General features: G+C 54.2%; 10 protein-coding genes. 3 read left to right on the top strand and 7 right to left on the bottom strand.

Annotated features, from left to right (window positions below):
- The first annotated feature begins 180 nt into the window (after positions 1 to 180).
- Together queD and VI01_RS20115 are read left to right on the top strand one after the other, a co-directional pair.
- Positions 181 to 543 carry a 6-carboxytetrahydropterin synthase QueD gene (gene queD, locus VI01_RS20120; RefSeq protein WP_176505758.1) on the top strand — a complete coding sequence of 121 codons (363 nt, stop codon included), beginning with the start codon at positions 181 to 183 and terminating at the stop codon, positions 541 to 543.
- A 130-nt stretch (positions 544 to 673) separates the two neighbouring features.
- Complete coding sequence (locus VI01_RS20115; protein ID WP_045816426.1) at positions 674 to 1,273, top strand: inorganic diphosphatase; 600 nt, start codon at positions 674 to 676, stop codon at positions 1,271 to 1,273.
- A 106-nt stretch (positions 1,274 to 1,379) separates the two neighbouring features.
- Here VI01_RS20115 and queE read toward each other — a convergent pair whose 3' ends face one another.
- The 6 genes from queE to rlmD all read right to left on the bottom strand — a co-directional run bounded on the left by queE (position 1,380) and on the right by rlmD (position 10,012).
- Positions 1,380 to 2,051, bottom strand: coding sequence for a 7-carboxy-7-deazaguanine synthase QueE (gene queE, locus VI01_RS20110; protein ID WP_038645147.1), 672 nt, complete (start codon positions 2,049 to 2,051; stop codon positions 1,380 to 1,382).
- Positions 2,052 to 2,200: 149 nt separating this feature from the next.
- A complete protein-coding gene (gene eno, locus VI01_RS20105; RefSeq protein ID WP_034823037.1) occupies positions 2,201 to 3,496 on the bottom strand; it encodes a phosphopyruvate hydratase in 1,296 nt (431 codons plus the stop codon).
- 77 nt (positions 3,497 to 3,573) lie between these two features.
- Complete coding sequence (pyrG, locus tag VI01_RS20100) at positions 3,574 to 5,211, bottom strand: glutamine hydrolyzing CTP synthase (RefSeq protein ID WP_034823046.1); 1,638 nt, start codon at positions 5,209 to 5,211, stop codon at positions 3,574 to 3,576.
- A gap of 249 nt (positions 5,212 to 5,460) precedes the next feature.
- Positions 5,461 to 6,252, bottom strand: a complete 792-nt coding sequence (mazG, locus tag VI01_RS20095; protein ID WP_045816425.1) for a nucleoside triphosphate pyrophosphohydrolase — start codon at positions 6,250 to 6,252, stop codon at positions 5,461 to 5,463.
- Positions 6,253 to 6,428: 176 nt separating this feature from the next.
- Positions 6,429 to 8,663: a GTP diphosphokinase gene (gene relA / locus VI01_RS20090; protein WP_034823050.1), complete on the bottom strand. Its 2,235-nt coding sequence runs from the start codon at positions 8,661 to 8,663 to the stop codon at positions 6,429 to 6,431.
- Between the two features lie 32 nt (positions 8,664 to 8,695).
- On the bottom strand, positions 8,696 to 10,012 hold the full coding sequence (gene rlmD, locus VI01_RS20085; protein ID WP_045816424.1) for a 23S rRNA (uracil(1939)-C(5))-methyltransferase RlmD: 1,317 nt from the start codon (positions 10,010 to 10,012) through the stop codon (positions 8,696 to 8,698).
- 91 nt (positions 10,013 to 10,103) lie between these two features.
- Here rlmD and barA point away from each other — a divergent pair, with 91 nt between their 5' ends.
- Entirely contained in the window at positions 10,104 to 12,833 is a 2,730-nt protein-coding gene (gene barA, locus VI01_RS20080) for a two-component sensor histidine kinase BarA (RefSeq protein ID WP_045816423.1), read from the top strand.
- Between the two features lie 195 nt (positions 12,834 to 13,028).
- On the opposite strand, the gene VI01_RS20075 is transcribed toward barA, so the two are convergent.
- A complete protein-coding gene (locus VI01_RS20075) occupies positions 13,029 to 14,168 on the bottom strand; it encodes a glycerate kinase (RefSeq protein WP_045816422.1) in 1,140 nt (379 codons plus the stop codon).
- Positions 14,169 to 14,253: the final 85 nt, after the last annotated feature.

Here is a 14,253-nt window from a genome sequence, read left to right as displayed (position 1 = left end):
ATGACTAAGTGGTTTTTCGGGTAATGTTAATCGGCAAAAGTGGTAAATAAAGATGCGTTTATTCAATACGTTAATCAACTTGTTGCGGCATGGGCGTGCGCAAAATGCCCTTTTCATCGTAAGCGGGTGCGAAAAATCTGTGATTCAGGTAGAATTCGGCGGTTTTTAAGTCTGAGAGCCATTATGTCTACCACGCTGTTTAAAGAGTTCCAGTTCGAATCTGCCCACCGCCTGCCGCATGTGCCTGAAGGGCATAAATGTGGTCGTCTGCATGGCCATTCGTTCCTGGTGCGATTAGAAATCACCGGTGAAGTGGATGCGCATACCGGTTGGGTAATGGATTTTGCCGAACTGAAAGCGGCGTTTATGCCGATTTATGATCGTCTCGATCATCACTATCTGAATGATATTCCAGGCCTGGAAAATCCCACCAGCGAAGTGCTGGCAAAATGGATTTGGGATCAGATGAAGCCGATCCTGCCAGAACTGAGTGCAGTGATGATCAAAGAAACCTGTACCGCTGGGTGTACTTATAAAGGTTAATCACGGTTAACGGGCTGCCGCTGTGCAGCCTGACTTTCCTGCTATACGCTTCTTTACGTTCACTTCATCTCGCTGTCATCTGTCCCCTCTACGTTGTTGTCTCCTTCATTAAAGATCAAGAGAATCAACAATGAACTTCGTTAAACGCCTTTCTGTCATTGCTTTGCTTGTTTCAGCCTCTGCTGCCGTTCAGGCGCAAAACGTACTGGATTTTCCGCAGCCGGATAAAGTCCCGGATGAGTTCTATGCCGTGACTGAGATTCCTGCAGGCGGGATGATTAAATACGAAACCGATGCGAAAACCGGTTTTATAGTTGCTGACCGTTTCCAGTCGATGCCGGTTGCCTATCCGGCGAACTACGGTTCACTGACCCAGTCGCTGGGCGGTGATGGCGATCCGCTGGACGTGATCTTCTACACTCGCGCGCCACTGCAACCGGGCACGCTGATCAAACTGCGTCCGATTGGCGTGCTGGAAATGATTGATGGCGGCGAAGTGGACGACAAGATTGTTGCGGTTCCAACCAGCAAAATCGATCCAACCTATGACGACATCAAAGAGATGAAAGACCTGCCGAAGATGGAGCAGGAGCGTCTGCAGGCGTTCTTCCGCGTGTATAAGCAGTTGCCAGATGGTCGTAAAAAAGTTGAGCTGAATGGTTTTGAGGATGCGGCGAAAGCCAAAGCTGAGATCAAACAGGCGTTCGACGCGTATAAAGCGAAGCAGTAATACGTTCGGCTGCACCGGTACGGGCTTGAACAAGGTCGCCATAAACGGCGACCTTGCGGAATCGGTGCAAATTTCGCCGGGTGCGCATTGATGCGCACCGAATTCATCAGGCGATATTCAAATACTTATGTGTCTGCATCGAAAGACGCCAGTTACGCGCAATGCAGGTCTCAATGCACAGTTTGGTGGCGGCATCGCCACGACTGATCGGTTGCAGCGCCACGATGCGCTTCTTGTCATCGTGCAAGCCTGCCAGCAGCCCATCCAAAGCTTCCACATCTCGCTCACGCGCCACCGGATGTTTAATTTCATCGGCACGCTGCAACGCCTGTGGCAGCACATCGTAACCACCGCGCATATTCACCTTCGGTGAGACCGTCACCCAGGTGCTGTCAGAACAGTGCACTTCATGCGTACCACTGGTCTCAATCTGGCACTCGAAACCGGCTGCTTCCAACGCCTCGGTCAACGGGCGCAAATCAAAAATAGCCGGTTCGCCACCGGTGATCACCACATGGCGTGCAGTCCAGCCCTGACGTTGAATAGTCTCAATCAGCATCGCCGCATCGGCACTGCCCCAGGCATCACTCTCCACGGTTTTCACCAGAATATCGCCCAGCGAGGTCTCCCGATCGGCCAGTTTTTCCCACGTATGCTTGGTATCACACCAGCTACAGCCCACCGGACATCCCTGTAAGCGGATGAACAGCGCCGGAACACCGGTGTAAAATCCTTCGCCCTGCAGGGTCTGGAACATTTCGTTAATCGGGTAGAACATTTTTTACTCACGTCTAAAATTCGAGGCGCAGATTATGGCAGATTTTCACCGCCGGTTCACAGCTGCTTCGTGCCAAAAAAGCAAAAGCCCCGCACGAGGCGGGGCTTTATCAGCGATGATGCGGCCAATCCGGCCACATCAACAGACCCTTACTGGCCTTTAACTTCTTTCAGACCGTTGAACGGGGCTTTGTCGCCCAGCGCTTCTTCGATACGAATCAGTTGGTTGTACTTAGCAACACGGTCAGAACGGCTCATAGAACCGGTTTTGATCTGGCCTGCTGCAGTACCGACCGCCAGGTCAGCGATGGTCGCATCTTCAGTTTCACCTGAACGGTGTGAAATCACCGCGGTGTAACCTGCATCTTTTGCCATCTTGATTGCAGCCAGCGTTTCGGTCAGAGAACCGATCTGGTTGAATTTGATCAGGATGGAGTTAGCGATGCCTTTATCAATACCTTCTTTCAGGATCTTGGTGTTGGTCACGAACAGGTCGTCACCTACCAGCTGAATTTTGTCGCCCAATACTTTGGTCTGGTAAGCGAAGCCCGCCCAGTCAGACTCGTCCAAACCGTCTTCGATAGACACGATTGGGTACTGTTTGGTCAGGTCTTCCAGGAAGTGTGTGAACTCTTCAGAGGTGAAGGCTTTGTTGCCTTCGCCAGCCAGCACATATTTGCCGTCTTTGTAGAATTCAGACGCTGCACAGTCCATCGCCAGGGTGATGTCTTTGCCCAGCTCGTAGCCTGCTGCTTTTACCGCTTCAGCGATAACAGCCAGCGCTTCGGCGTTAGAACCCAGGTTAGGCGCGTAGCCACCTTCGTCACCGACCGCAGTGCTCATGCCTTTGGCTTTCAGCACTTTTGCCAGGTTGTGGAAAACTTCAGAACCCATACGGATGGCTTCTTTCACGTTTTTCGCGCCAACAGGCTGAATCATGAATTCCTGGATATCAACGTTGTTATCCGCGTGCTCACCACCGTTGATGATGTTCATCATAGGCAGTGGCATAGAGAATTTGCCTGGGGTGCCGTTCAGTTCAGCGATGTGCGCGTACAGTGGCAGGCCTTTAGAAGCCGCAGCCGCTTTAGCTGCTGCCAGCGAAACCGCCAGAATGGCGTTAGCGCCGAAGTTGGATTTATTCTCAGTACCGTCCAGCTCGATCATGATCTTATCGATGTTCGCCTGGTCTTTGGCATCTTTACCGGTTACCGCAGCAGCGATAGGACCGTTAACAGCGGCAACCGCTTTGGTCACGCCTTTGCCCAGGAAACGAGATTTGTCACCGTCACGCAGCTCCAGTGCTTCGCGAGAACCGGTTGAAGCACCTGATGGCGCAGCAGCCAGACCAACGAAACCGCCTTCCAGATGCACTTCTGCTTCTACAGTCGGGTTGCCACGGGAGTCGATGATTTCACGACCGATGACTTTTACGATTTTGGACATTCGATTTTCCTCAGTACAAGTTAGTCAATCCTAAGACAAACAACGCGCGAAAAGTTCGCGCGCTGTTCGTTAAACTCTTACTTCGCTAACCGCTTCTGGTGCTCCTGCGCGGCTTTAACAAAGCCAGCGAACAGCGGATGACCATCACGCGGGGTCGACGTGAATTCCGGGTGGAACTGACAAGCTACAAACCACGGATGGTTTGGGAGTTCGATGATTTCCACCAGCTGGTCGTCGCCGGAACGGCCCGCAATATGCAGACCCGCCGCTTCAATCGGCTTCAACAGCAGATTGTTCACTTCATAACGATGACGGTGACGTTCAGTAATCACGTCAGAACCGTATAGCTGGCGCACTTTACTTTCCGGCGTCAGCTGGCACTGCTGGCTACCCAGACGCATGGTGCCGCCCAGATCGCTCTGCTCAGTACGTTGCTCAACGTTGCCTTCTTCATCACGCCATTCAGTGATCAGCGCGACCACTGGGTACTTACAGTCTGGCACAAATTCCGTTGAGTTGGCGTCTGCCATCCCGGCCACGTTGCGTGCGAATTCCATCAGCGCAACCTGCATACCCAGGCAGATACCAAGGTAAGGGATGTTGTTCTCACGCGCGTATTGCGCCGTGAGCATTTTACCTTCCACACCACGGTAGCCGAAGCCACCCGGGATCAGGATAGCATCCAGATCTTTCAGAATTTCGACACCGCGTGATTCCACATCCTGCGAGTCGATCAACTTAATGTTCACGGTCACACGATTTTTCAGGCCACCGTGCTTCAGTGCTTCAATCACTGATTTGTAAGCATCTGGCAGCTCGACATACTTGCCGACCATCCCGATGGTCACTTCGCCGCCCGGATTGGCTTCTTCATAGATAACCTGTTCCCATTCGGCCAGGTTCGCTTCCGGTGCGCTCAGATTGAAACGCTTACAGATATAGTCATCCAGACCCTGTGATTTCAACAGGCCAGGAATCTTGTAGATGGAATCCACATCTTTCAGGGAAATAACCGCTTTCTCTGGCACGTTACAGAACAGAGCGATCTTCGCACGTTCGTTGGCCGGCACAGCACGGTCAGAACGGCAGATCAGCACATCAGGCTGGATACCGATCGACAGCAGCTCTTTCACTGAATGCTGGGTTGGCTTGGTTTTCACTTCGCCTGCAGCGGCCATATACGGCACCAAAGTCAGGTGCATATACATGGTGTGTTCACGGCCCACATCAACGGCCATCTGGCGAATCGCTTCGAGGAAAGGCAGGGATTCGATATCGCCTACGGTACCGCCGATTTCCACCAGCACGACATCATGACCTTCGCCGCCTTCAATAATGCGTTCTTTGATGGCGTTGGTGATGTGTGGGATGACCTGAATCGTGGCACCCAGATAGTCACCGCGACGCTCTTTGCGCAGCACTTCTGAGTAGATACGACCGGTCGTAAAGTTGTTGCGGCGCGACATTTTGGTACGGATGAAGCGCTCGTAGTGACCCAAGTCCAGATCGGTTTCGGCCCCATCATCGGTAACAAATACTTCACCGTGCTGCGTTGGGCTCATGGTACCCGGATCGACGTTAATGTACGGATCGAGTTTCATGATGGTCACATTCAGACCACGTGCTTCAAGGATGGCTGCGAGGGAGGCTGCGGCAATGCCTTTGCCCAGAGAGGATACGACCCCGCCGGTCACAAAAATATAATTCGTTGTCATGCTGAACCTGAGAGTTTAGGTTTAAAGACGGTGGAATAACCAAGACGGGAAAATAGTATACCCGAAGTCGTCCTCAGCCACAATTGATGAATCACATCACCCCCCCGCATTGCAGCCGATAACATAGCGAATAGGCGAGGGTGAAATGTTGATGTGCGTCACAAAGTTGCCGCCTGGCTGAATCGAGTAAGCTCAAGCGGACAATTTATGCGCAATGCAGGAATAATCGACGATTTAAAGAATAACCGCTTAGTCTTTGTTCTCACTGCATTTCACCTGCTGCCAGGCGGCTTCCATTTGATCCAGGGTCGCATCCTGCATCGCCAGTCCCTGCCCGCTGATGATGGATTCAACCTGACGGAAGCGACGCTCAAATTTATCATTGGCTTTTTGTAAGGCGATTTCGGCCTTGCTGCCCAAATGACGAGAAAGGTTGACGGTGGCAAACAGCAAATCGCCAATCTCCTCTTCCAGCTTGTCATTGTCGACCACCGCCTGCTGCGCTTCGTGCATCACTTCATCGATTTCTTCATGCACTTTATCGAGCACTGGCCCCAGGTTGTTCCAGTCGAAACCCACCGTGCTACAGCGCTTCTGGATTTTGTGAGCACGCATCAGTGCAGGCAAGGCTTTTGGAATGTCATCCAGCACCGAATGCTGTGACTTCTCTGCGCGCTCGCTGTGTTTGATCGCTTCCCAGTTTTTCAGCACTTCCTGTGTGGTTTCAGCCTGCACATCACCAAAAATATGCGGATGACGGCGCTCCAGCTTGTCGCTGATGGCGTTGCAGATGTCATCGAAATTGAAACGCTGCTGCTCATCGGCCATCTGCGCATAAAACACCACCTGAAACAGCAAGTCGCCCAGTTCACCGCGCAGATCATCAAAGTCCTCGCGCTGAATCGCGTCGATCACTTCGTAGGTCTCTTCCAGCGTGTAAGGGGCGATGGAGGCGAAGGTCTGCTGACGATCCCACGGGCAGCCACGTTCCGGGTCGCGCAAGGTTTGCATGATGGTGAGCAGACGATTCAGGGCGGTCATGGGGAAATCCTTAGGGGTTAAAAATGGAAAAGGTCGCCAAAATGGCGACCCTGAGGCGTACCGAAATCAGGTCGACACGTCATTGATGGCCATACCCTGCACCCAAAACAACGAAGACGTGCCATTTCGGGCGTACAGTAAATGCCTGGCTGCCCTTTCATGGCGGCCTGACCACATCAGTTCAGACGGCGTGCGTCGATGATATCCGGCACCTGGTTAAGACGCGCCAGCACGCGACCCAGCACCTGCTGGTTATAGATTTCGATATCCATATCAATGGTTGCCAGCTGCTTTTTGGTGTCGCTGCGGCTGGAAACACCCAGTACGTTAACCTTCTCATTCGCCAGAATGGTGGTGATATCGCGCAATAACCCGCTGCGATCGTTGGCAGTGACGCGTACCACCAGCGAATAGCCGCTCGAGTAATCTTCGCCCCACACCGCATCGACAATACGCTCAGGCGCATGGGAGATCAGTTCGCTGAGCTGGTCACAGTCGGCACGGTGAATGGAAATTCCGCGCCCCTGGGTGATAAAGCCCACAATATCGTCACCCGGAATCGGCTGGCAGCAGCGCGCAATGTGGTGTAGCAGATTGCCCACACCTTCCACCACCACGCGCCCACTCTCTCTGCGCGCAGAGGAAGGCTGATGTGATTTTTGCGTCAGCTGGCGCAGCGCTTCACGATCTTCCTCTTCCGCACTCGGCTTGTTGAGCTTGGCCTGCAGGAAGTTGACCATCTGATTGAGGCGAATATCACCGCCGCCAATCATCGCCAGTAGCTCATCCTGCGAGCTGACGTTATAACGCGGCAGCAGAATTTTTTCTGCATCGCGGAAACTGATATCCAGCTGGCTCAACTCGCTTTCAAGAATCTGGCGGCCAGCCAGAATGTTCTTGTCGCGATCTTGTTTGCGGAACCAGGCATGAATTTTTGAACGGCCACGGCTGGTGGTGATATAGCCGAGGTTCGGGTTTAGCCAGTCGCGGCTCGGGTTCGGCTGCTTCTGGGTAATGACCTCAATCTGATCGCCCATCTGCAATTGATAGGTGAACGGCACGATACGGCCGCTGATCTTGGCACCAATGCAGCGATGGCCGATATCACTGTGAATATGATAAGCGAAGTCCAGCGGTGTTGAACCGGATGGCAGATCGACCACATCGCCTTTCGGGGTAAACACGTACACCCGATCGTCAAAGACCTGGCTGCGCACCTCTTCCAGCATCTCGCCGGAATCCGCCATCTCTTCCTGCCAGGTAATCAGCTTACGCAGCCACGCAATGCGTTCTTCGTGCCCTGCCGCACCGCGCGCGTTGCTGGAAGTCGGGCCTTCTTTGTACTTCCAGTGCGCGGCCACGCCCAACTCCGCATCTTCATGCATCTGGCGAGTACGAATCTGGATCTCTACCGTCTTGCCCTGCGGACCGAGCACCACCGTGTGAATGGATTGATAACCGTTGGGTTTGGGATTGGCAACGTAGTCGTCGAACTCGCTGGGAAGATGGCGATACAGCGTGTGCACGGTGCCCAGGGCGCCATAGCAATCCTGCAAACGTTCCGCCACGATGCGTACCGCGCGCACATCGAACAGCTCATCAAACGCCAGCGACTTCTTCTGCATCTTGCGCCAGATACTGTAGATATGTTTCGGGCGGCCATAGACTTCAGCACGCACGCCCTCCTTCTGCATCTCTGCACGTAAGTTACTCACGAAGTTATCAATGTAACCTTCGCGGTCAATACGGCGTTCATGCAGCAGTTTGGCGATGCGTTTGTACTCATCAGGGTGCAGATAGCGGAAGCAGTAATCTTCCAGCTCCCATTTGAGCTGACCGATACCCAGACGATTGGCTAACGGCGCATAGATGTTGGTGCTCTCTTTGGCAGCGAGCACACGTTCGTCTTCTGGTGCATCCTTCATTTCACGCAGGTGGGCGATACGCTCTGCCAGCTTGATGACCACGCAGCGGAAATCTTCCACCATCGCCAGCAGCATGCGGCGCACGTTATCCACCTGCTCGGAGGCCATCGAATCATTGTGGATGGCTTTCAGCTGGCGGATCGCGTCCATATCGCGCACGCCGTGTACCAGCGAGACAATGCCTTTGCCGAACGACTTTTCCAGCTCTTCTTCACTGACCACATCCGCGTTGGCCAGCGGGAACAGTAAGGCCGCACGCAGGCTATCGTTGTCCATACTGAGCATGGTGAGTATTTCCACCATCTCAATACCGCGCCACAGCAGCAGAGCCTGATCTGGATGGTTGTGCGTTTCGGTTTCACAGTAGCGCCAGGTATCCGCCAATCGCTGACAGGATTGCGGATTATTGATATTTAAACTGGCGATCCACTGGTCGAGGGCAAATTCCCCTTCCGTATTCAAATGCGCACTTCTAACCGCAACCATATCCTCTCCTGCCATAACGACGAAAACGCCGCTTATGCTTTGCTAAACAGCACCATGGACTCGAGATGACTGGTATGAGGGAACATATCCAGCATCGCGACCCTTTCCAAATGGTAGCCCGCCGACAGTAATGCCTGACTGTCGCGCGCAAGTGTTGTTGGGTTACAGGAAACATAGACCACGCGTTGTGGCGCAAGTTTAACGATATGCGACATCACACCCGCGGCCCCAGCACGTGCTGGATCCAGTAACACCTTGTTAAATCCCTGCGCTGCCCACGGCTGGTGGGCAACGTCTTCTTCCAGGTTGTGCTGGAAAAAGCGGACATTTTTAAGATTATTCAGCTCAGCATTATACGCTGCCTGATGGACTAAAGCTGCAACACCCTCCACACCCACAGCATTTTGTACGAACTTTCCTACAGGCAAAGTGAAATTACCCATACCGCAAAACAGATCCAGCACCCGATCTTCGGGCTGTAAATCGAGCCATTCAATGGCTTTTGCCACCATCTGCTGATTCACGCCATCATTCACCTGAATGAAATCCTGCGGGCTGAAAGTCAGTTTCAAATCAAACGATTGGTAGAACGGTGCATAATCCCCCAGCGGCTGCAAAGTGTCGCCGCCGTCGGCCAGATAGAGCATCAGCTGATGCTCATGCGAAAAGCGTTCCAGTTTTGCACGATCGCCTGCGGACAATGCATCAAGATGACGCAGCACCATTACCGGGCCATTGTCCGCCAGCACTAACTCGACATGGCCCAATCGCCGTGCGGCCTGCAGGGTGCTGAGGCAGTGGTGCAATGGCTGGAGTAACGCCTCAAGCTCGGGCACCAAAATGGGGCATTGGCTTAGCGCCACTAAATCATTGGTTGCTGACTGGCGGAAACCCATCAGCAAACGTTGCTGTTTAGGCTGCCATTGCAGTCCCAGGCGAGCGCGGCGGCGGTAGCCCCAGGTGTTGCCACGGATGATCTCATTTACCTGCACCGGCAAAGGCGCATCCCGACTCAGCATTCGGCTCAGCGCACGTGCTTTACTCTCCTCCTGTAACGCGATCGCGGCATGCTGTTGCTGGCATCCACCGCAGACACCAAAGTGCACGCAGCGCGGTTTTTCCCGCTGTGCGCTCGGCTGAGTAATCTTTTTGGCTTTGGCCCGCGAGAACTGACGTTTATCTTCCACGACCATGACTTCGGCCTGTTCACCCGGCAGTGCGCCGCTGACAAACATCGCTTTGCCATTATGGCGCGCAACACCTTGTCCAAAGGGGTCAAGGTCTTCGATAGTGACGGTAATACGCTGCTTTGTCGCCACACGCTGTTTTGCGGAGTAAAATTGCGCCATAGTGTTGTGAATTCTCTAAATTAATGGGGTGTGCCATCGCAAGCGGATTGTGCACAGGGATATCAATGCCAGGAGTTGCCAGGCCACAATTATGACCAAATATAGCCTGCGGGCGCGAATGATGATTTTGATACTGGCGCCAACGTTAATGATTGGTCTGCTGCTCAGTACCTTCTTCGTGGTGCACCGTTATAACGAATTACAACATCAGGTGCGCGATGCCGGTTCGAACATTATTGAACCGCTGGCTGTCTCCAGCGAATACGGCATGACCTGGCACAATCGTGATGCGATTCGCGAGCTGGTCAGCCTGCTGCATCGTCGTCATTCCGATATTGTCCGTGCCATTACCATTTTCGACAACAACAATCACATCTACGTCACCTCGAACAACAACCAAAACCTCGCGTTATTGCAAAAAGAAGACATCTCGACGCTGGAAGATGGTGTATCGGTGGAGCGCCACGGCAATTTGATGGTGCTGCGAACCCCGATTATCTCCGAACGCTATTCCGTAGACGAACTGCCCGGTGAAGATGCCAAACCCGCGGGGAATCCGTTGGGGTATGTGGCAATTGAACTCGATCTGCAATCGGTGCGGCTGGAGCAGTACAAAGAGGTGTTTGTGGCCACTTTGCTCTTACTGTTTTGTTTGTGCATCGCCATGCTGTTTGCCTATCGTCTGATGCGCGACGTCACCGGGCCGATTCGGAACATGGTTTCCACCGTGGACCGCATCCGTCGCGGCCAACTCGACAGCCGCGTTGATGGCTACATGCTGGGCGAACTGAGCATTCTGAAAAACGGCATCAATGCCATGGCGATGTCGCTCACTGCCTATCACGAAGAGATGCAGCAGAATATCGATCAGGCCACCTACGATCTGCGTGAAACCCTGGAACAGCTGGAGATTCAAAACGTCGAGCTGGATTTAGCGAAGAAGCGCGCGCAGGAAGCGGCGCGTATCAAATCCGAATTCCTCGCCAATATGTCGCATGAATTACGAACACCGCTCAACGGAGTGATTGGCTTTACCCGTCAGATGCTGAAAACCGGACTGAGCACCAACCAGCGCGATTATATGAGCACTATTGAGCGCTCGGCCAATAACCTGCTGAGCATCATCAACGATGTGCTGGATTTCTCGAAACTCGAAGCCGGCAAGCTGGTGCTGGAATCGATCCCCTTCCCGCTCCGCGCCACGCTGGATGAAACCCTGGTGCTGCTGGCACCTTCAGCACATGACAAAGGGCTGGAGATCACCGTTTGTCTGGAAAAACAGGTGCCGGATAATGTGATTGGCGACCCGCTGCGTTTACAGCAGATCATGATTAACCTGATTGGTAATGCCATTAAGTTTACTGAGCAGGGGCACATCGATTTGCGTGTTGAGCTGCGTAGCCTGAGCACCACGCGCGTTGAACTGGAAATTCAGGTACACGACACCGGCATTGGCATTTCTGAGCAGCAACAGTCACAGCTGTTCCAGGCGTTTCGTCAGGCCGATGCGAGTATTTCCCGCCGCCACGGCGGCACCGGTTTGGGTCTGGTGATCACGCAAAAACTGGTGTCGGAGATGGGCGGAGAGATTGCATTCCACAGCCGTCAAAATCAGGGATCCACTTTCTGGGTGCACGTTCATCTCGATCTCAATCCCAACGCGCCGCCCATCCCGCGCATGCTGGAAGATCTGCGTGCCATCCCGTTAGCCTATATCGAACCCCATGCTGCGGTGGCGAAAGCGGTGCAGGAGATGCTCAGCATCACGCCGCTGCAGGTTCAGCATTTCACTTCACTGGAAGCGCTGCCGGATACCCGCTTCCCGCTGTTGTTGATGGGATTGCCGGTGAACGATCCTCACCCTGCCACGCTGCCGGATGCGTTAATTCAGCGGCTGCGCGCGCATGCCGATTCGGTACTGCTGGCGCTGCCCAGCGAGATGATGCTGTTCGCCGACGATTTGCGCGCACGTGGCATCGCCGGCTGTATCGCCAAACCCGTCTCACTGACGCGCTTGTTGCCGATGCTGCTGGATTTACACAGTTTGCATAACGATGCCTTACCGCACAGTACCCGCCAGCCGCTGACGGTGATGGCGGTGGATGACAATCCTGCCAATCTGAAATTAATTGGTGCGCTGCTGGAGGAGCAGGTTCAGCACATCATTCTGTGCGACAACGCGGAACAGGCCATCCGCCAGGCGCGGTTACACAAGCTGGATGTGATTTTAATGGATATCCAGATGCCGGATATCGACGGCATTCGCGCCAGTGAAATCATTCGCAGCCTGCCGCTGCATGCGAATACCCCGATTGTCGCGGTCACTGCACATGCACTGGATGGCGAGCGCCAGCAGCTGATTGGTGCCGGGATGAATGATTATCTGGCGAAGCCGATTGACGAAGGCAAACTGAGCCAGCTGTTGCAGCGTTATGCCCCGAACCCAACGGCGGCACCCACACCGCTGCCAGATGTTGCGCCGTCGCTCGACTGGGCGCTGGCACTGCGTCAGGCCGCCAACAAACCGGATCTGGCGCGCGATCTGCTGCAGATGCTGCTGGATTTCCTGCCGGAAGTGGAGGCGCGCGTGGAGAGTTCCATGACCAGTAATGATGTTAATGGCCTGCGCGAGATCATCCATAAGCTGCACGGCAGCGCCAGCTACAGCGGTGTGCCCAGACTGAAACAGCTGTGTCAGCAGCTGGAGAAGAGTCTGCATCAGGAGAGTGATATCGAAGCGCTGGAGCCGGAATTGCTGGAATTGAGTGATGAGATGGCGAACGTGGCGCGTGAGGCCAGGAAAGTGTTGGGCGTGGGATAAGGGAACGTTTCATGCCCTCTGCCACTCACCAAAGAGAGTTAATCGATCCAGGTCAAGAATGACTCGTCGCCTCCATCATCGCAACCAACAGTCCCCCTCGCCCGATAACGGGAGAGGGTTAGGATGAGAGGGGCGCGCCTGTAAGGCCAGCCCCACATTGTTCACTGCCACGACATTGCGCGCGATCAGCCGCATCTATAAGGCCTGCCCCACCTTGATCGTTGCCGCCACATTGCGCGCGGTCAGTCGCACATTTTGCGCCGCATTGGCTAATGCATCCTCCAGCGAGCCAATGCTGAACAGCACACTGAATACCGCATCCAGCCCGTGCTGATGCACCACGCCAACATCTGCGGTTAAACTGCCCGCAATGCCAATCACCGGCTTGTTAAACTGCTTCGCCACCTTCGCCACACCAATCGGCACTTTGCCGTTAATCGTCTGGCTATCAATGCGCCCTTCGCCGGTAATCACCAGATCGGCATCTTGCACCTGATCCGCTAACCCAAGGGCTTCCGTGACGATCTCAATACCGCGACGCAGCTCGGCCTGGCAAAACGCATGCAGTGCCGCGCCCATGCCCCCCGCCGCTCCGCCGCCCGCAATGTGCAGCACATCAATGTCTAAATCGCGATGGATAATCTCAGCGTAATGCGCCAGCGCGTTATCCAGTTGCTGCACCAGTTCCGGCGTGGCTCCTTTTTGTGGACCAAAGATCGCCGAGGCACCCTCTTCACCGGTCAAAGGATTAGTAACATCGCAGGCCACTTCTATGCGGCACTGCTGAATACGTTTATCCAGCTGATCGATTTCAATCCGCGCCAGCTGCGGCAGTGCGCCGCCGCCAAAGGCAATCTCATTGCCCTGCTGGTCCAGCAAGCGAGCGCCCAGCGCCTGCATCATGCCGGATCCTCCATCGTTCGTGGCGCTGCCACCAATACCAATAATGATGTGGTCAACACCGCGATCGAGCGCGTTTTTAATCAGCTCGCCGGTGCCATAAGAGTTGGTGATCAGCGGGTCACGCTGCGCGGCCGGCACCAGTTCCAGACCGCTGGCTGCCGCCATTTCGATAAATGCGCTGCGCTCATCACCGGATAATCCGTAAAAAGCTTCAACCGGCGCGCCGAGCGGTCCGGTCACGGTTAATCTGACAATACTTCCTTGCGTCGCCGCCACCATGGCTTCTACCGTGCCTTCACCACCGTCGGCGACCGGTATTTTCACGTATTCGGCGTCGGGAAAAATCTCGCTAAATCCCGCTTCAATCGCCGCAGCCACTTCCAGGGCAGACAAACTCTCTTTATATGAATCCGGTGCGATGACAATTTTCATAGGCAATCCGAGCGCGATGGGTGACGGAATTCCGTCCTGCTAAAGCAGTGAGCAGTCCGGCATCCGCAGACACCGGACAGGCAAA

It is taken from the genome of Pantoea sp. SM3 (assembly GCF_000963995.1).
GTDB classification, from domain to species: domain Bacteria; phylum Pseudomonadota; class Gammaproteobacteria; order Enterobacterales; family Enterobacteriaceae; genus Pantoea; species Pantoea rwandensis_B.
This window is presented reverse-complemented; position numbering and strand designations above follow the sequence as displayed.